Source organism: Mycobacterium aquaticum (assembly GCF_002086485.1).
GTDB lineage: Bacteria > Actinomycetota > Actinomycetes > Mycobacteriales > Mycobacteriaceae > Mycobacterium > Mycobacterium aquaticum.
This window is the reverse complement of sequence record NZ_MVHF01000049.1, coordinates 33,011-50,589: the sequence shown is the minus strand read 5'-3', so window position 1 is coordinate 50,589 and position 17,579 is coordinate 33,011. Positions and strand designations below refer to the sequence as shown.

Below are 17,579 nucleotides of genomic sequence, written 5' to 3'. Positions count from 1 at the left end.
GCTACGTACGATTACCCCGTATCGATCCCCGACCGCGAAGGCAGCCATAGTGGCCACGGACTGGACCGACAACCGAAAAAACTTGATGCTGTTCTCGGGTCGCGCACACCCAGAACTCGCCGAGCAAGTCGCCAAAGAACTCGACGTCTCGGTCACTGCGCAGACCGCGAGGGACTTCGCCAACGGTGAGATCTTCGTACGGTTCGAGGAGTCGGTACGTGGCTGCGACGCCTTCGTGCTGCAGAGCCATCCGTGGCCGCTCAACCAGTGGCTGATGGAACAGCTGATCATGATCGATGCGCTCAAGCGTGGCAGCGCCAAGCGCATCACCGCGGTTCTGCCGTTCTATCCCTACTCTCGGCAGGACAAGAAGCACCGGGGGCGCGAGCCGATCTCCGCCCGCCTGGTCGCCGACCTGTTCAAGACCGCCGGTGCCGACCGCATCCTGACGGTCGACCTGCACACCGATCAGATCCAGGGCTTCTTCGACGGCCCGGTCGACCACATGCGGGCACAGTCCCTGCTGTGCGGCTACATCGCCGACAAGTACGCGGGCTCGGACATGGTCGTGGTCTCCCCCGACTCGGGCCGCGTGCGCGTGGCCGAGAAATGGGCCGACTCGCTGGGCGGCGTGCCGCTGGCCTTCATCCACAAGACGCGCGACCCGCTGGTGCCCAACCAGGTGAAGTCCAACCGCGTGGTGGGTGACGTCAAGGGCAAGACCTGCATCCTGACCGACGACATGATCGACACCGGCGGCACCATCGCAGGCGCTGTGAAGCTGTTGCACGAGGACGGCGCCAAGGACGTGGTGATCGCCGCGACCCACGGCCTGCTCAGCGATCCGGCGCCGCAGCGGCTGGCCGAGTGCGGCGCGCGTGAGGTGATCGTCACCAACACCCTGCCGATCGGCGAGGAGAAGCAGTTCCCGGCGCTGACCGTGTTGTCCATCGCGCCACTGCTGGCCAGCACCATCCGCGCGGTGTTCGAGAACGGTTCGGTGACCGGCCTGTTCGACGGGTCCGCATAGCAATGGCCGACCGGATCTACCACAATCCGAAGTGCTCGACCTCTCGTAAGACGCTGGAGTTGCTGCGCGAGAACGGAATCGAGCCCGAGATCGTGCAGTATCTGAAGACCCCGCCGAACCGTGCGGAGCTGAAGACGATGATCTCCGACGCCGGGATCGACGTGCGGACCGCGGTGCGCAAGCGTGAATCGCTGTATGCCGAACTGGGTTTGGCCGACGCCTCCGACGACGAATTGCTCGACGCCATGGCCGAACACCCGATCCTGATCGAACGCCCCTTCGTCGTCACCGCCAAGGGCACCCGGCTGGCCCGGCCGATCGACGCGGTGCACGAGATTCTGTGAATCGACTGATCGCCGCGGGGGCAGCCCTGACGGTTGCGGCGTCGCTCGCCGGATGCGGTGCGAAAACGCCTGACTACCAGTCGATCTGGACCACCAGCGCGACCACCACCACGCCGACCAGCACTCAGCAGCCGGTGCCGATCTCCAACTATTTGGAGAGCATCGGGGTCAGCGGCGAACCGATCGCACCCGAGAAGATCCCCACCCTTACGGTCACCATGCCCACACCAGCGGGCTGGCATCCGTACTCCAACCCGAACCTCGCGCCGGGCACCCGGATGATCGCCAAGGGCAACACCTACCCGACCGCGATGCTGCTGGTCTTCACGCTGCACGGCGACTTCGACGTCGCCAAGGCCATCAAGGACCACGGTTACGCCGACGCCCAGCTTTCGGAGAATTTCAAACAGCTCAACGCGTCCACCGACGACTGGCATGGCTACCCGTCGGCCATGATCGAGGGCTCTTACGACCTCAACGGTCAGCGGATGCAGAGCTACAACCGCATCGTCATCGCGTCCGACGGGCTGCAGCCGCCGCAGCGGTACCTGATCCAGCTGACCGTCACCACGTTCGCCGAGCAGGCCCAGGCCCAAGGGCCGGATATCGAGGCCATCATCTCAGGGTTCAACGTCGCCAAGAAGTGAGCTTAGGCTGAGGCCATGACCTGGACCGCAGCCGATCTGCCCTCGTTCTCCGGACGCACCGTCATCGTCACCGGCTCCAACAGCGGGCTCGGTCTCGTCACCGCGCGTGAGCTGGCCCGCGTCGGCGCCGACGTCATCGTGGCCGTCCGCAGCCTCGACAAGGGCGCCGCCGCCGCGCAGACCATGTCGGGAAACGTCGAGGTTCGCAAACTCGACCTGCAGAGCCTGGCGTCGGTGCGCGAATTCGCCGACACCGTCGAGCGCGTCGATGTGCTCATCAACAACGCCGGCATCATGGCCGTCCCGTTGTCCCGCACCGCCGAGGGCTTCGAAAGCCAGATCGGCACCAACCACCTCGGCCACTTCGCGCTGACCAACCTGCTGCTGCCCAAGCTCACCGACCGCGTGGTGACAGTGTCATCGCTGATGCACCTGATCGGCTGGATCAGCCTGAACGACCTCAACTGGAAGTCACGGCCCTACCTGGCGTGGCCCGCGTACGGCCAGTCCAAGCTGGCCAACCTGCTGTTCACCTCCGAGCTGCAACGGCGGCTGACGGCGTCGGGCTCGCCGGTGCGGGCGGTGGCCGCCCATCCCGGTTACTCGGCCACCAACCTGCAGGGCCAGACCGGCAACGCGATCGGTGACAAGATCTTCACCGCAGCCAACAAGGTCGCCACCGACGCGGACTTCGGCGCCCGCCAAACCCTCTACGCGGCATCCCAGGACATCCCGGGTGACAGTTTCATCGGCCCTCGGTTCGGCATGCGGGGCCCGACGGGCCGCAGCGCGCGCAGCCCGCTGGCCCGCAAGGTGGACACCCAGAAGGCCCTGTGGCAGCTGTCCGAGCAGCTCACCGATACCGCCTACCCGCTCTAGATTTTTGGCCCGCGGACCTTTCTTGCTACCCTGACCAGGCGTCACGGCGAGGGTGGACCCGAAGGGCCACCGTTATCGACGGGAACATTTCGAGTTGTTGCATCCCTGGCCGTACTGACGATCTGACCGCAGTACCCCGATTAGGAGCAACACATGGCCAAGAACTCGGCCCCCAACAAGCTGACCGCCACGGTTCGTACCCGCACCGGCAAGGGCGCCTCCCGCCAGGCCCGCCGCGACGGCCGCGTCCCCGCCGTGCTCTACGGCCACGGCACCGACCCCCGTCACCTCGAGCTCAACGCCCACGACTTCGCGGCCGTGCTGCGTAACTCGGGCACCAACGCCGTGCTGACGCTGGACATCGATGGCGAGGAGCAGCTGGCGCTGACCAAGGCGCTGGAGATCCACCCGATCCGTCGCAACATCCAGCACGCCGACCTGCTGGTCGTGAAGCGCGGCGAGAAGGTCACCGTCGACGTCAACGTCGTCGTCGAAGGCGACGCCGCGTCGGGCACCCTGGTGACCCAGGACGCCAACACCATCCAGATCGAGGCCGAGGCCCTGTCGATCCCCGAGCAGCTGACCGTGTCGATCGAGGGTGCCGAGGCCGGCACGCAGATCACCGCGGCCCAGATCGCGCTGCCCGCCGGTGTCGGCCTGATCTCCGATCCCGAGACGCTGGTGGTCAACGTCGTCGAGGCGCCGACCGCCGAGGACCTGGAGGCCGAGGGTGCCGGCGAGACGGCCGAAGCCCCCGCCGCCGCAGAGCCCGAGGCTGCTGCCGAAGAGCCCGCCGAGTAGATCGGATCCTTGCTGTGACCGAGCCGTTGCTGGTGGTGGGTCTGGGCAACCCGGGCCCCGTCTATGCAAAGACCCGGCACAACCTGGGATTCATGGTGGCTGACTTGTTGGCCGGGCGAATGGGCTCGGCCTTCAAGGTGCACAAGAAATCCGGAGCCGAAGTCGCCACGGGCCGGTTGGGAGACCGGTCCGTGGTGCTGGCCAAACCACGCACGTACATGAACGAGTCCGGCCGTCAGGTGGGACCGTTGGCCAAGTTCTATTCGATCTCCCCGGCCGACATCGTGGTCATCCACGACGAACTCGACATCGACTTCGGCCGCATCCGGCTCAAGCTCGGTGGCGGCGAGGGCGGCCACAACGGGCTGCGTTCGGTGGCGGCCGCCCTGGGCACCAAGGACTTTCAGCGGGTGCGGATCGGCGTCGGTCGTCCGCCCGGGCGCCAGGATGCCGCCGCGTTCGTCCTCGATCCATTCAATGCCGTTGAGCGCAAAGAGGTTCCGACCATCTGCGAGCAAGCCGCCGATGCGACGGAGCTGCTGCTGAAGGTCGGCCTGGAGCCTGCGCAGAACACCGTCCACGCCTGGTAACTTCTCCCCGCGAGTTACTTCCCCCCGAGCAGACGCCGCGGTCCGCGACACGCCGCGTTTCCGGTGCCTTCACGTCTGCTCGCCGGGTTAACGCCCCCGAATGCCGCTGTCGACCACCTTCACGGTCTTGTGCGGAAAACGCTTCTCGGCGTGCGCCTTTGCCACCGAATTCGGTAACACGTAGAGCGTTTCCCGTTTCTGCTGAAGCGGTTTGAGCACCGTGTCCATGAACGCCTTGCGGTCGTCGAGGTAGGGCTCGATCACGTCCTCCCCCGCCGGGCATACCGCCAGGCAGTACGCGGCCTTGTAATTGGCCTTGAACGAGAGGCTCTGCCACATCGACGCGTTCTCCGAATCGCTGACCCGGGAACGGAAGTCGGCCGCGTCAGAGCTGTCGGCGATGGTCTGCGCCCAGTCGGTGAAACCGCCCATGAATTCGCGGTAGTTGTGCACCGAGCAGGCGACGAAATCGAACTCGCCGTCCTTGCCGATGGCGCCCACCGGGCATGCCGCGACACAGAGCTTGCATTCCAGACATGGTGAATAGTCCAGCGGCGCACCGTAACTGCTGATCGGCGCGGCCACCAGGATGGTGGCCAGCAGGATGAAGTTGCCGAACCGGGGGTGGATCACGTTGCGGTGAATGCCCATGACCCCCAACCCGGCGGCGACCGCGACGGGCTTGTGCGCGACCACCCAGATCCGCCCCGGGAAGCGGTCCATCTCCATGGGGAAGGTGGCCGATGGGTTAAGGGCCCGCCGTCCGGAATCCTCCAGCGCGCGCGTGATGCGGTGCGCGGCTTCGTTGATGATCTCGCCGCTGCGGTGGAATTCCTGGTTGGCGACGCTGCGCGCGGTGGACCGCACATTGTCGCGGTTCATCTTCACCACCAGCGAGATGTAGCTGCGAACCCCGGGAAGAGCCGCGTCGGCGTGCTCCCGTTCGGAGGCCAGTGCGGGGTCATCGACGCTCGCGAACGCCACGTCGTCGGCGCCGGCCTCCAGGCAGATCCGGCGCAACCAGTCCGCGTCGATGATCGCCGGGACCTGCGGTGCGGTCCGGGAGCGCACCGCCCGCACCGTGGGATGACCGGCAAGGCGGGCGGGAAGCTGATCCGTCATGCAGCTGAGTATAGATTTCCATACCCAGCTGTGCAAAGGCACTCCAACCAAGACGTCAAGAAAGCGTTCGGAGCCCTGTGCCTGCCGCCCAAATAGGGGTAGACCCGAAGTATGGGCATCATGCGCTCGCACCCGCTGCGCCGCTGCGTAGCCCGGCTACTCGACGGGAATCGGGTTTGGGGTTCGATCGACGTCCGTCCGGGGCGATTCGGCATCGTCCACTACCGTCTGGTGGTCTTCCCGCCCGGCCTCAGTACCAGCGACCGCCGGTGGATTCGCGCCGCGCGCGGCTGGCCGCTGTGGGGCATGCTGCTGTGGCTGCAGTGCGAGGCATGGCTGTCCCCCACGCTGCTTTCACCGTGGACAGCGTTGGCAGTGTCCTCGGCAGTGCCGCTGATCGGCGGCGCCGTCATCGTCACGTTGGCCGGTGAGGCCCGCAGACAGGTCCGCACCATCGTCGCCATCACGATGGCCGGGTATGACGAGCCGCACTCACTGGCAGCCCGTGACCGGCTCGCTGCCGCGGCGGCCCGGCTCATCGACGCCGACGAGCGGCTGGCACGGCACGAGATCTCGATCGTCGACCACGAGCTCATCTGGTGGCAGGTCTACGACCGCATCGAGCAGGATGCCGCGACACGCTCACCCCACGAGCAGCCACACTGACTGCAGCGCAACATGTTTCACGCCTGGCGATAGATCTTGGCCGAAACCGCCGCCAGCCAAACCCACACCAGCACCACCCCGGCCGTGAAGCCCACGTTGGCCGCAGGCGCGCCAGAGCCGGCGATCATCGCAATGAACGACGCGGCGAACGCCGCGCCCGTCACGCGCGAGAATCGCGCCCACCCCCGATCGCCGCGGTGGGCGAATTCCGCCGCCAGCACGAAGCCCGCCGCGACGACGCAGGCGAACCCGACCGCGCCAGAGAGCAGATGCGCGATCCCGTGCCAGGTGATCACCATGTCGACAGTGCCGGGCGGGAATCCCGGAACGGGATCGGCCCGAAAGAGCCCGCCGCCGATCAATCCGGCACCGTAACCGACGATCAGCGTGCCGGCGCTGCGGGTCCGCCGACCGCCCAGTGCGCGACGCACGCCGACCCCGGCCGCAACCGTGATGGCACCGCTGACCAGGAAGTTGGCCACCTGTATCCACCCCAGTTGCCCATTGGCCAGCACGCTCGCCGGGTAGCGGACGGGATCGAAACCCTCCCGCGTCACAGCCTGCACGGCCACCGTCGTGACATATATCGGCCCCGCGAGTACCCCGTAGCCGAGCAGCGATTTGGTGATTCGCACCGAGAGCGGCACCGGGCACGAGTCGGTGTGTGCGGTGGTCATCGGACTCCCTCCTCCAAAACGGAACTAGACGGTACAGTACTGCTACAAGAACTAGACTGTCCAGTACTCACAGACGGGAGCGACATGACCCAGGCACGGACGCCAATGCCCACCCGCTCGGCACTCAAACGCCAGACCATCCTGGCCGCTGGCCGAGAACTGTTCCTGGGCAACGGATTTCAGGGCACCAGTGTCGACCAGATCGCCGCCCGGGCCGAGGTGTCCAAGCAGACGGTCTACAAGCACTTCGGCGACAAGCGTGAACTGCTCTTCGCCATCGTCGACGACGCTTTGGTACGGGTGGTCGGGCAGTTCCGTGAGCGAATCGAGGAGCTTCAGAGCGCCTCGGACCTGGAGCCGGTACTGATCGACCTCGCCGAGGAGTACCTCAAGACCGTCCTGCAGGAACCGGTGGTGCAGCTGCGAAGGCTTGTCATCGGCGAGGCGAACCGACTACCCGAGCTGGCACAGCGCTACTACGACCGCGCACCGACGCAGACGCTGGCCGCGCTGGCAGCGGCGTTCACCCGGCTCGACGCCCGCGGATTACTGAGCGTTGCAGATGCCGCGACGGCCGCCGATCACTTCGCGTTCCTGATCGTCGGGCGGCCTATCGACGAGGCACTGTTTCACGGCGGCCCGGACGTGCTGGCCCGCCTGGACGTACCCCGCTATGTGCGGGCCGGTGTTGCGGTGTTCCTCGCCGGTTACCGCCCTCGATGACGCACCGACCACGCCGAGCAGACGTGGCAGTACCCGAACAGCGGCGTGTCGCGTACCTGCGCGTCTGCTCGCGCGACTAGGTGGTCTGCTCGCGCGACTAGGTGACCAGGGAAACCGAGTTGGCGCGGCGGAGCTTGCCCGACGAGGTCTTGGGGATGGTGCCCGGGCCGAGCACGACGACGTTGCGCGGCCGCACGTCGACCTCGGTGACGACCTCGTGGGCGACCTGGTGCTCGATCCGACGCACCTCGGCCGGGTCCTGCCAGGCGTTGGATTCCACGGCGACGGCGAAGGTCTCCCGCGAGTGCCCGGCGTCCAACCGCACTGCGACGGCACATCCGGTCCGCACGCCATCGACGCGGCCTGCGGCCCGCTCGATGTCGGTCGGATAGATGTTGCGGCCGGCCATGATGATGACGTCCTTGACGCGGCCACAGACCACGACGTGTCCCTCTTCGGTCAGGTAGCCGAGATCGCCGGTGTCATACCAGCCGTTCTCGTCCTGAGCCGGCAGGAACCCGCCCATGGTGACGTACCCGGGGGTGACGCACTCGCCGCGCAGCTCGATGACTCCGACGCCACGCGCGGGCATCACGTCGCCGTTCTCGTCGACCACGCGGGCTTCGAGATCGGTCAGCAGCGGGCCGAGCGTGGCCAGCCGTCGCGTATTGCCCTTGGTGGCGGGCACGGCGCGGCGCAGCGCCGCCAGCAGATCGGCGTCGACCTCGTCGACCACCAGACCGGCGTTGCACTCGGAGAAGGACACCGCGAGCGTGGTCTCGGCCATGCCGTACGCCGGCAGGATCGCCGAGGGCGACAGGCCGAACGGCTTGCCCGCGTCGAGCAGGTCCTCGACGTCAGAGGGGTCGACGGGCTCGGCACCGGACAGCGCGAAGCGCAGCGTGGACAGGTCGAACTGGCCCGGCTCGGCCTGCTTGCGCAGCCGCTTGGCGAACAGCGCGTAGGCGAAGTTGGGCGCCGCCGTCATGGTGCCCTTGTACTTGTCGATGAGCTTGGCCCACAGCAGGGTGTCGCGCAGGAAGTCCATCGGCGTGACCTTGACCAGCTCGGCGCCGAAGTACATCGGGATGGTCAGGAAGCCGACCATGCCCATGTCGTGGAAGCAGGGCAGCCAGCTCACCATGACGTCTTTCTCGACGTCGTACTGCGCGCCGATGAACATGGCCTCGGCGTTGGAGTGGATGTTGCGGTGGGTGATCTGCACGGCCTTGGGCGACCCGGTCGACCCGGAGGTCAGCTGCATGAGCGCCAGATCGTCCTCGCCGGTCTCGACCGGGTCGATCGGCTCGGCAGCCAGCAGATCAGCCACCGTGAGCACCTTGATGCCCTTTTCTTCGAGCACCGGGATGGCGACGAGGAACGGCTCGGCGACGATCACGGCCGTGGCCTCGATCATGCTGATGACGTTCATGGTGTCCTCGGCCCACACCGCCAGGTCAGTTCGCGGCGTCGGCTGGTGCAGCATGGTCAGGCTGGCGCCGCGCATCCACACGCCCTGGGCCGTCGGCGCGATCTCCACCGGGTAGCCAGCCAGCACGCCGATCGCCGCACCGTGTCCGATGCCCGCAGCGGCGAGTCCGCCCGCGATACGGCGCGCCCGCTCGTGAACCTCCAGCCAGGTGTGTCGGACGGGTTCGTGCGGTTCGCCGGTCACCATGCCGCGATCGCTCTCATGGGCGTTGCGGTACATCTTCTCGGTGAATCTGCTCACGACGACCTCCTCGGCTTCCGGAGCCGCAGCGCCGGTGACATGGGATACAGCGCCCGGGTTTCCATGCTCCGCCTGATGTCCGACGCCAGTGTGAAGGCGCGCGCACACATTTGGGCAGCGGTTATGTCTCGGTTAGGTGATGCCGTCGGCGGCACGCCGCAAGTCAACCGCCCGCCGAGCACGACGGGCGACGATGCATCATCGCTGGCAATCACCATCGGTCATCTTATGAGACTCTTAAGTAGCTGCCAAACCAACGCGAGAATTGAGTCCTGAGTCACACCGCGCCGATATCACACCGACGCCGACGGCGCAGGTACCACCCGCGCGCCGTGGACCGGACCACTGGCCACCCGCACCGTGCGGCACACCCCGGCACCTGCCAATTGCGCGCCCACATCGACCGCGGCGGTCGCGGACGCGCACAAGAATGCGCAGGTCGGCCCGGAACCCGAGACGATGCCTGCCAGCGCCCCCGCCTCGACGCCAGCCCGCAAGGTGCGACGGAGCTCCGGGTACAGGCTTAACGCGGCCGGCTGCAGATCGTTGCCCAGCAGCGACGCGAGTTCCGCGGCATCCCCCGAGGCCAATGCCGCCAGCACGGGTTCGGGTTCCTCGGCGCGGGGCGGCTCATCCCGGCTGGCGTCGGCACGCAGCCGGTCCAGCTCTCCGAACACCTTCGGCGTGGACAAGCCGCGATGGGCGAACGCCAAGACCCAGTGGAAGGTGTTGCGGGCCAGCACTGTGGCCAGCTCCTCACCGCGCCCGCTGCCCAGCGCCGTCCCGCCGTGCAACGCGAACGGCACGTCGCTGCCCAGCCGGGCGGCCAACGCGTGCAGATCACGCCGCGGCACCCCGAGCTCCCACAGCGTGTTCATCGCCACCAGCACACCCGCCGCGTCGGCACTGCCGCCCGCCATGCCACCTGCCACCGGGATGGACTTGTCGATGGAGATGGCGACGTCCGGCGCGCGGCCGACGTGGTCGGCCAGCAGTACGGCGGCCCGCCAGGCCAGGTTGCGCTCGTCGGTGGGCAGCGACTCGACGCCTTCCCCCGACATGGTCACCGACAGCACGTCGGCGTTGCGCACGGTCACCTCGTCGGTCAGCGATACCGCATGGAAGACCGTGGTCAGCTCGTGATAGCCGTCCTCGCGCAAGTCGTCGACCGCGAGGTACAGATTGACCTTGCCGGGCACACGCACGGTGACCGACCCGGTGGGGACCCATTCGGATGCGGTACTGCCGTCGGATGCGGACACGGCCACGACACTATCCCTGACGACGGCAAACCGTCACCGAACCTATGCTGTGACAGTGGTGTCACCCGGTGAGGGGTCCATCGCGGAATACGAGGTCGACGAGGTCCTCGGCCGCGGCGGCTGGGCTGTGGTGTATCGGGCTCACGATGCCGACGGCGGCGTCGTCGCACTGAAGGTCCTCAACGAATCGCACCGCAGGCCCGATCAGGTGGCGCGCCTGCAGCGAGAGTTCGACTTCGCCCGCAGGCTCACGCACCCCAACATCGTCAGGGTCTACACCGCCAGCGAGGTGTGGCTGGCCATGGAATTGATCGACGGTGGCACCATCGGCGGGTTGGAGATGCTGAGCGACCGGCTCACGGCCTTGACCCAGATGGCCGGCGCACTCGACCACGCCCACCGGTGCGGGATCGTGCACTGCGATGTCAAACCGTCGAATATCCTTGTGGACAAGCCATTTTCTCGAGCAGTTCTGATCGATTTCGGTGTGGCACACTCGGTTTCGGAAGATGTGGCCATCCGACTGGCCCATGACAACGGGCGCCTGACGCTCGACCCCGCCAAGCGGATCACGCGCCAGTTCCGGGAGCCGCATGCCCAGGTCCAAGCCTCACTGCCGTACTCTGCGCCCGAACTACTCAGCGGGAGAGCACCTTCGGCGGCCACCGACCAATATTCGTTGGCCTGCACGACCATTGAGATGCTGACCGGCTCGCCACCCTTTACCGCAAACACCGCGATGGGACTGGTCGATCACCAGTTGCATTCCCCGCCACCGCGGATCTCCCGCCAAGTCTCGTGGATACCACACGCGGTCGACTCCATCCTGGCCAAGGCGATGGCGAAAAGGCCTGATATGCGCTATGACTCGTGCACAGAGTTCATGAAACTGATCACCAGGGCACTGCGGTAACTCTGAACGTAACTTACTTAACGTACGTTTTACGCCAACCGCGTCACCGCGGCACACACCGCAGCTAACGTCGGCACGATGTCATCCGCGTCATCCACCACCGACCACGGCCCATCCGGACTCGCTCGCGAGGACGAGGGGTATCACAAAGGGCTCAAACCGCGCCAGCTTCAGATGATCGCCATAGGCGGAGCCATCGGTACCGGCCTCTTCATGGGCGCCGGCGGGCGGCTCCATACCGCCGGACCCGGGTTGTTCATCGTCTACGGCGTGTGCGGGCTCTTCGTGTTCTTCATCCTGCGGGCGCTGGGTGAGCTTGTGCTGCACCGCCCTTCGTCAGGATCTTTCGTCTCGTATGCCCGTGAGTTCCTCGGCGAGAAGGCCGCGTACGTGGCGGGTTGGATGTACTTCTTCAACTGGGCCTGCACCTCGATCGTCGATGTCACCGCGATCGCGCTCTACATGCACTACTGGGGCGCGTTCAAGGCCATCCCGCAGTGGACCATCGCGCTGATCGCCCTGGTGATCGTGCTGACCGTGAACATGATCTCGGTCAAAGTCTTTGGCGAGATGGAGTTTTGGGCCGCGCTGATCAAGGTCGTGGCACTGGTGACCTTTCTGGTGGTCGGCATCGTGTTCCTGGCGGGGCGGTTCACCGCGGAAGGGCAGAGCACCGGATTCTCGGTCATCGCCGACAACGGCGGCTTGCTGCCCACCGGTGTGCTGCAACTCGTGATCGTCACTTCCGGTGTGATATTCGCCTACGCCGCAGTGGAATTGGTCGGCACAGCCGCCGGCGAGACGGAGAACCCCGCGAAGGTCATGCCGCGCGCGATCAACTCGGTGGTGGTCCGCATCGCCGTGTTCTACGTCGGTTCACTCATCCTGCTCGCACTGCTGTTGCCCTACACCGCATACCAGCAGGGCACCAGCCCGTTCGTCACGTTCTTCTCCAAGATCGGTGTGCCCGCCGCCGGCGACATCATGAACTTCGTAGTGCTGACCGCGGCGCTGTCGAGCCTCAACGCCGGGCTGTACTCGACCGGCCGAATCCTGCGGTCGATGGCGATGAACGGCAGCGCACCGCAGTTCACCGCGAAGATGACCAAGCGCGGCGTCCCGTTCGCGGGTATCGCCCTTACGGGTGTGTTCACGGTGCTCGGCGTCTTCCTCAACATGGTGGTGCCCTCGGAGGCGTTCAACATCGCGCTGGATCTGTCGGCGCTCGGCATCATCGCCTCGTGGGGCACCATCGTGATCTGCCAGATCCAGCTGTACCGCTGGTCCACCCGGGGGCTGGTGACGCGGCCCGCGTTCCGGTTGTTCGGCACGCCCTACACGAGCTATGCCACCCTGGCCTTCCTGGCAGTGGTCACCGGCCTGATGTGCTACGAGAACTACTGGAACCTGGTCGCCCTGGTGGTGATCGTCCCCGCCCTGGTCGTCGGCTGGTATCTGGTGCGCGGCAGGGTCATGCAGTTGGCCGCCGAGCGCATCGGTGTCACGGGCAATTACCCCGTGGTGGCCGAGACCCCGCTGATGGATGAGTTCCTGGACGAGAACCGCAGAGCAGATCCGTAGCCCGAACGACAGACGGGTCGCTCACCGCGTAGGTGAGCGACCCGTCTGTTGTCGTTGTGAGGCCTAGGTGACGCGCACCTGGTCCTGTTGTTTCCCGGCCTCGAGCGCGGCCTCGTTCGAGCGCTGCAGCAGTCGCACGAAGTCGGCGATGGCGAGAGTCTCACCGCGTCGGGACGGATCGATGCTCGCGGCCAGCAGCCGCTCCGCCGACTCGTTGCCCGAACCCGCCCAGTCCGCGAACGCGTTACGCGACGTCTTGCGACGCTGCGCGAACCCGATGTCGATGAGGTTGAAGACCTCGTCACGGAACGCTTCGTCGGTGGGCCACGGTGAGGTCTCGTACCGGTCGATGCGTACGAGGCCCGAGTACACCCGCGGAATGGGCCAGAACACCGTCGGTGACACCATGCCGTGGCGGCGTACGTTGCCGTAGAACCGCACCTTGGCGCTGGGCACCCCGTAGTCCTTGCCGCCCGGCTCGGCAGCCAAACGTTCGGCCACCTCGGCCTGCACCATGACCATCACGGTCCGGATGGTCGGGAACTCGGCCAGCAGGTGCAGCAGTGCGGGCACCGCCACGTTGTACGGCAGGTTCGCGACCAGCGCGGTCGGCTGATCGGTGAGATCACCCGGCATGAGGGTCAGGATGTCGCGGTTGAGCACAGAGAGCCGGTTGATCTCACTGTGCGAGTGATCGGCGATGGTGGTGGGCAGTTGCCGCGCCAGCAGCGGATCGATCTCCACTGCGGTGACCTGCGCACCACGGTCCAGCAGGGCCAGCGTCAACGAGCCGAGGCCGGGACCGACCTCCAACACGTGATCGGTGCGATGGATCCCTGAAGCCGACACGATACGGCGGACAGTGTTCGCGTCGTGCACGAAGTTCTGTCCGAATGATTTGCGTGGCCGAAAGTCGATCTCTTTGGCCAGGCGTCTTATCTCGGTCCGCCCGAGCAGTCGAATAGTCAGCGCGCCCCAATCCTCCCGCTACACACTGGCCAAGCTCCCCATCCTTGCCGTGCCTGCGTCACCGTAGCAATCGCAATCTGCTCTTCCCTGGTCGCCAAATCGGCTCTCGCAGCATACCGCAAACCGCCCTGCCGCTCCCAAGTGTTCTGATCGAATTGCACGCCACCGTAAAAACCGTTACCTGTGTTTATCGCCCAGTTACCTCCGGCTTCGCAGGAGGCCAGGGCGTCCCAGGTACTTCCATTCGCAACGGGTGGAACTTCGGTTCCCGGCTTGGCTCCGACCCGGAGCACGCCGTCACGGGCCGGTGTGATAACGACATTGGCTACTGGCAGCCTGCCGGTTTCCACGCCGTTCACCTTCGCCACCGCGAAAGTCACGTCCTGAGTTCCCGGGGCGCCCGGGTCCTCGACGACCTGACGACTCATGTTCATCGAGGTGTCTTCGATGCGCTTGTTGTCCGGCTGCAGCGGCATCCGCTCGGTGACCTTCTCGATGCGCATGCGGGTCACCTGGATGTGCATGCCCTCGGTCACGGGCGACGACGCGGCCGGGACGACGGTGTCGTTCTGCTGCAGCGGCGCGCCGGCGGCTTCCAGCAGGCCGGCCACGTTCGCGGCCGCCAGGTGCACGGTCGACACCGCGCCGCCGTCGTCGATCTGGACCGTCTTGGCGCTCACCACGGGAAGTGCCATCCCGCCCAGCGGAACACGAGTCCCGCGGGACGCCGCGGCGGGCGCGGTATCGGTCATCTGCAGCTGCGCGAGCGCCTCGTCGACGGTCGACGCCGTGGTCCACACCTGCTGGCTGGTCTGCCCGTCGAGCGAGACCTCCAGCGGGCGGCTGCGGTGCAGCACGATGTTGCCCGCATCCTGCACCGGCTGGTTGGCGGCCGGGTAGAGGTCGTCGCGGTCGCCGACGTCGAAACCGTTCTCCTTGACGACGTCGATCACTCTGGACTTCATGGTCGTCACCGTCATCGCCGTACCGTCGACGTTGAGCGTCACCGTCTTGTGCGCCGAGACAGCGAACCCGCCGGCCGCTGTCAGCGTGACCAGGACGGCGCCGACGACACCTCGGAGTAGCGGCGAGCGCGATTCATGAAGTTTGTTCAGAGCATCCATACGTAAGTTCGTCTCTCCCCCGTGTTGACGGCATGGTTCACCGACTGCACGTCGAGCGGTTGATCACAAGACGGTAACGAAAAGGCCTATATACGGCAACTCTCGTCCAGCCCGTACACCCGGGTCGCTGTGGTTGCCGTCTCGACCGCCAAGTCCTGCTCGGGCCGGTCAAGCAGCTTTGCCAATGCCCGGACAGTGTATGGCAGGCAGTACGGCTCGTTCGGCGCGCCGCGATACGGGTGCGGAGTCAGAAACGGCGCGTCGGTCTCGACCAGCAGCTGCCCCTGCGGGATCAGCCGAGCAGCTTCCTGCAGGTCAACAGCATTTTTGAAGCTCACCGTGCCGGACAGACTCAAAATCCAGCCCGCGTCGATGCATGTGCGCGCCATCTCGGGGCCCGACGAAAAACAGTGGAAGATCACAGTTTCGGGCGCCCCCTCGGCGGCCAGCACGTCAAGAACCTCGGCATCGGCGTCGCGGTTGTGGATCATCAACGGCTTGCCGGTCCGTTTCGCCAGGTCGATGTGCCAGGCGAAGCCCTCACGCTGCTCCGCGGGCGTCGCGCAGCCGTCCACCCTGCCGGGCCAGTACAGATCGATCCCCGTCTCGCCCACCGCGACCACCCGCGGCTGGGACGCCAGCCGCTCGAGATCCGCTTTCGCCTCGTCGGTCAGCGCATTGGCACGCGTGGGGTGCAGCGCGACCGCCGCATACACGCGGTCGTCAGCTTCCGCGGCACCGGCCGCCCAGTGCGCGGCGGCGAGGTCGTCGGCGATGGTGACCACCTTCTGCACCCCGACCGCGGCCGCACGGTCGAGAATCGCGTGCACGTCATCGGCGGTCTCGGCACCGCACGAGTCGAGGTGGGTATGGGCATCGACGAGGGGCGCCAGAGGTTCCGGCGCGGGCGGTTTCTCCCTGCCTGAGCGTTTGGAACTCACAGCAACACCATAGAGTGATGCCCCGATGAGCAAGCCGCCGTACTACATCACCACCGCGATCGCCTACCCCAATGGCGCGCCTCACATCGGGCACGCGTATGAGTACATCGCCACAGACGCGATCGCTCGATTCAAGCGCCTCGACGGGTTCGACGTGCGTTACCTGACCGGTACCGACGTGCACGGGCAGAAGATGGCCGAGACCGCCGCAGCCGAGGGTATCTCGGCCGCCGAGCTGGCCAATCGCAACTCCGATGTGTTCCAGCGGCTGCAGGAGACGCTCAACATCTCCTTCGACCGGTTCATCCGCACCTCCGATGCCGACCACTATGAGGCCTCCAAGGAGATCTGGCGCGCGATGAACGAGGCGGGTGACATCTACCTCGGCGCCTACTCCGGCTGGTACTCGATACGCGACGAACGCTTCTTCGCCGAGGACGAGACCACCGAGGGGCCCGACGGCACGCGCACCGCCATCGAGACGGGCACGCCGGTCACCTGGACCGAGGAACAGACCTACTTCTTCCGGCTGTCGGCCTACACCGATCGCCTGCTCGCCCACTACGAGGCGCACCCCGAGTTCATCGGGCCCGACGTGCGTCGCAACGAGATCGTCAGCTTCGTCTCCGGCGGGCTGAAGGATCTCTCGATCTCGCGGACCACGTTCGACTGGGGCGTTCCGGTCCCGGACCACCCCGACCACGTCATGTACGTCTGGGTCGACGCCCTGACCAATTACCTTACGGGCGTGGGCTTTCCGGATGTGACGTCGGAGACCTTCGGCAAGTACTGGCCCGCCGATCTGCACATGATCGGCAAGGACATCATCCGGTTCCACACCGTGTACTGGCCCGCCTTCCTGATGTCAGCCGGAATCGCGCTCCCCGAACGGGTTTTCGCGCACGGGTTCATCAACGTCAAGGGCGAGAAGATGAGCAAGTCGGTCGGCAACGTCGTCGACCCCATCGCGCTGGTCGACGCGTTCGGGCTCGACCAGGTGCGCTATTTCTTCTTGCGTGAGGTGTCCTTCGGCCAGGACGGCAGCTACAGCGAAGAGGCCATCATCGGCCGGATCAACGCCGACCTGGCCAACGAACTGGGCAACCTGGCGCAACGTTCGCTCTCGATGGTCAACAAGAACCTCGACGGTGTGGTGCCCGATCCGGGTGAGTTCACCGATGCCGACAAGGCCCTGCTGGCCGCGGCCGACGGGCTGCTGGACCGGGTGCGGGCGCACTTCGACGAGCCTGCCATGCACCTTGCGCTGGAAGCGATCTGGTCGGTGCTCGGCGCGGCCAACCGATATTTCTCGGCACAGGAGCCGTGGGTGTTGCGAAAGTCCGCCGATCCAGGCGACCAGCAGCGCTTCCGCACAGTGCTCTACACCACGCTGGAAACGGTGCGCATCGCCGCGCTTCTGAGCCAGCCGGTGATGCCGGATTCGATGGGCAAGATGCTCGACCTGCTGGGGCAACCGGCCGACGAGCGGACCTTCGCTGCCATCAGCACTCGGCTCAAGCCGGGTGTCACGCTGCCCGCGCCCGCGGCAGTGTTCCCGCGATACCAGATGGACTGAGA

The 17,579-nt window shown here is 66.2% G+C and carries 18 protein-coding genes; 11 read left to right on the top strand and 7 right to left on the bottom strand.

What is annotated here, in order from left to right; genetic code table 11:
- Nucleotides 1-49: 49 nt before the first annotated feature.
- From BST13_RS31900 to pth, 6 genes are all read left to right on the top strand, one after another.
- Complete coding sequence (locus BST13_RS31900) at nt 50-1,030, top strand: ribose-phosphate diphosphokinase (RefSeq protein ID WP_029370694.1); 981 nt, start codon at nt 50-52, stop codon at nt 1,028-1,030.
- A gap of 2 nt (nt 1,031-1,032) precedes the next feature.
- Nucleotides 1,033-1,374 carry an arsenate reductase (glutaredoxin) gene (gene arsC / locus BST13_RS31895; RefSeq protein ID WP_211296236.1) on the top strand — a complete coding sequence of 114 codons (342 nt, stop codon included), beginning with the start codon at nt 1,033-1,035 and terminating at the stop codon, nt 1,372-1,374.
- The gene (locus BST13_RS31890; protein WP_083169264.1) at nt 1,371-2,021 is read left to right on the top strand and encodes an LpqN/LpqT family lipoprotein; all 651 of its coding nucleotides are present in this window, start codon (nt 1,371-1,373) and stop codon (nt 2,019-2,021) included. The genes arsC and BST13_RS31890 overlap by 4 nt, the downstream gene beginning before the upstream one ends.
- Before the next feature lie 15 nt (nt 2,022-2,036).
- Entirely contained in the window at nt 2,037-2,900 is an 864-nt protein-coding gene (locus BST13_RS31885) for an oxidoreductase (RefSeq protein WP_083169262.1), read from the top strand.
- 153 nt (nt 2,901-3,053) lie between these two features.
- Entirely contained in the window at nt 3,054-3,701 is a 648-nt protein-coding gene (locus tag BST13_RS31880) for a 50S ribosomal protein L25/general stress protein Ctc (RefSeq protein WP_083169260.1), read from the top strand.
- 14 nt (nt 3,702-3,715) lie between these two features.
- Nucleotides 3,716-4,291 carry an aminoacyl-tRNA hydrolase gene (gene pth / locus BST13_RS31875; RefSeq protein WP_083169258.1) on the top strand — a complete coding sequence of 192 codons (576 nt, stop codon included), beginning with the start codon at nt 3,716-3,718 and terminating at the stop codon, nt 4,289-4,291.
- Between the two features lie 87 nt (nt 4,292-4,378).
- Here pth and BST13_RS31870 read toward each other — a convergent pair whose 3' ends face one another.
- Entirely contained in the window at nt 4,379-5,413 is a 1,035-nt protein-coding gene (locus BST13_RS31870; RefSeq protein WP_083169256.1) for an epoxyqueuosine reductase, read from the bottom strand.
- 120 nt (nt 5,414-5,533) lie between these two features.
- Here BST13_RS31870 and BST13_RS31865 point away from each other — a divergent pair, with 120 nt between their 5' ends.
- A complete protein-coding gene (locus BST13_RS31865) occupies nt 5,534-6,079 on the top strand; it encodes a DUF6611 family protein (protein WP_245839890.1) in 546 nt (181 codons plus the stop codon).
- A gap of 17 nt (nt 6,080-6,096) precedes the next feature.
- On the opposite strand, the gene BST13_RS31860 is transcribed toward BST13_RS31865, so the two are convergent.
- Complete coding sequence (locus BST13_RS31860; protein ID WP_083169252.1) at nt 6,097-6,756, bottom strand: DUF998 domain-containing protein; 660 nt, start codon at nt 6,754-6,756, stop codon at nt 6,097-6,099.
- Between the two features lie 84 nt (nt 6,757-6,840).
- On the opposite strand from BST13_RS31860, the gene BST13_RS31855 reads away from it, so the two are divergent.
- Nucleotides 6,841-7,479 carry a TetR/AcrR family transcriptional regulator gene (locus BST13_RS31855; protein WP_083169250.1) on the top strand — a complete coding sequence of 213 codons (639 nt, stop codon included), beginning with the start codon at nt 6,841-6,843 and terminating at the stop codon, nt 7,477-7,479.
- A 97-nt stretch (nt 7,480-7,576) separates the two neighbouring features.
- Here the strand turns inward: BST13_RS31855 and BST13_RS31850 are convergent, their stop codons facing one another.
- Nucleotides 7,577-9,211, bottom strand: coding sequence for a fatty acyl-AMP ligase (locus tag BST13_RS31850; protein ID WP_083169248.1), 1,635 nt, complete (start codon nt 9,209-9,211; stop codon nt 7,577-7,579).
- Nucleotides 9,212-9,504: 293 nt separating this feature from the next.
- Nucleotides 9,505-10,473, bottom strand: a complete 969-nt coding sequence (locus BST13_RS31840) for a 4-(cytidine 5'-diphospho)-2-C-methyl-D-erythritol kinase (protein WP_170064363.1) — start codon at nt 10,471-10,473, stop codon at nt 9,505-9,507.
- Nucleotides 10,474-10,528: 55 nt separating this feature from the next.
- Between BST13_RS31840 and BST13_RS31835 the strand changes: the two genes are divergently transcribed.
- Complete coding sequence (locus BST13_RS31835) at nt 10,529-11,386, top strand: serine/threonine-protein kinase (protein WP_083169245.1); 858 nt, start codon at nt 10,529-10,531, stop codon at nt 11,384-11,386.
- 78 nt (nt 11,387-11,464) lie between these two features.
- On the top strand, nt 11,465-12,967 hold the full coding sequence (locus BST13_RS31830; protein ID WP_083169243.1) for an amino acid permease: 1,503 nt from the start codon (nt 11,465-11,467) through the stop codon (nt 12,965-12,967).
- Nucleotides 12,968-13,030: 63 nt separating this feature from the next.
- Here BST13_RS31830 and rsmA read toward each other — a convergent pair whose 3' ends face one another.
- From rsmA to BST13_RS31815, 3 genes are all read right to left on the bottom strand, one after another.
- The gene (gene rsmA, locus BST13_RS31825) at nt 13,031-13,936 is read right to left on the bottom strand and encodes a 16S rRNA (adenine(1518)-N(6)/adenine(1519)-N(6))-dimethyltransferase RsmA (RefSeq protein WP_083169241.1); all 906 of its coding nucleotides are present in this window, start codon (nt 13,934-13,936) and stop codon (nt 13,031-13,033) included.
- Nucleotides 13,933-15,060 (bottom strand): resuscitation-promoting factor, encoded by a 1,128-nt coding sequence (locus BST13_RS31820; protein ID WP_083169239.1) that lies wholly within the window; start codon nt 15,058-15,060, stop codon nt 13,933-13,935. The genes rsmA and BST13_RS31820 overlap by 4 nt, the downstream gene beginning before the upstream one ends.
- 86 nt (nt 15,061-15,146) lie before the next feature.
- Nucleotides 15,147-16,001: a TatD family hydrolase gene (locus BST13_RS31815; RefSeq protein ID WP_083169238.1), complete on the bottom strand. Its 855-nt coding sequence runs from the start codon at nt 15,999-16,001 to the stop codon at nt 15,147-15,149.
- Nucleotides 16,002-16,026: 25 nt separating this feature from the next.
- Between BST13_RS31815 and metG the strand changes: the two genes are divergently transcribed.
- Entirely contained in the window at nt 16,027-17,577 is a 1,551-nt protein-coding gene (gene metG / locus BST13_RS31810; RefSeq protein ID WP_083169236.1) for a methionine--tRNA ligase, read from the top strand.
- Nucleotides 17,578-17,579 lie beyond the last annotated feature (2 nt).

What these genes read in the sequence shown, in the direction of transcription:
- arsC (WP_211296236.1), top strand. Translation starts at nt 1,033, where the DNA reads ATGGCCGACCGGATCTACCACAATCCGAAGTGCTCGACCTCTCGTAAG.
- metG (WP_083169236.1), top strand. Translation starts at nt 16,027, where the DNA reads ATGAGCAAGCCGCCGTACTACATCACCACCGCGATCGCCTACCCCAAT.
- BST13_RS31860 (WP_083169252.1), bottom strand. Translation starts at nt 6,756, where the DNA reads ATGACCACCGCACACACCGACTCGTGCCCGGTGCCGCTCTCGGTGCGA.
- BST13_RS31865 (WP_245839890.1), top strand. Translation starts at nt 5,534, where the DNA reads ATGCGCTCGCACCCGCTGCGCCGCTGCGTAGCCCGGCTACTCGACGGG.
- BST13_RS31870 (WP_083169256.1), bottom strand. Translation starts at nt 5,413, where the DNA reads ATGACGGATCAGCTTCCCGCCCGCCTTGCCGGTCATCCCACGGTGCGG.
- BST13_RS31885 (WP_083169262.1), top strand. Translation starts at nt 2,037, where the DNA reads ATGACCTGGACCGCAGCCGATCTGCCCTCGTTCTCCGGACGCACCGTC.
- BST13_RS31880 (WP_083169260.1), top strand. Translation starts at nt 3,054, where the DNA reads ATGGCCAAGAACTCGGCCCCCAACAAGCTGACCGCCACGGTTCGTACC.
- BST13_RS31830 (WP_083169243.1), top strand. Translation starts at nt 11,465, where the DNA reads ATGTCATCCGCGTCATCCACCACCGACCACGGCCCATCCGGACTCGCT.
- BST13_RS31855 (WP_083169250.1), top strand. Translation starts at nt 6,841, where the DNA reads ATGACCCAGGCACGGACGCCAATGCCCACCCGCTCGGCACTCAAACGC.
- BST13_RS31820 (WP_083169239.1), bottom strand. Translation starts at nt 15,060, where the DNA reads ATGGATGCTCTGAACAAACTTCATGAATCGCGCTCGCCGCTACTCCGA.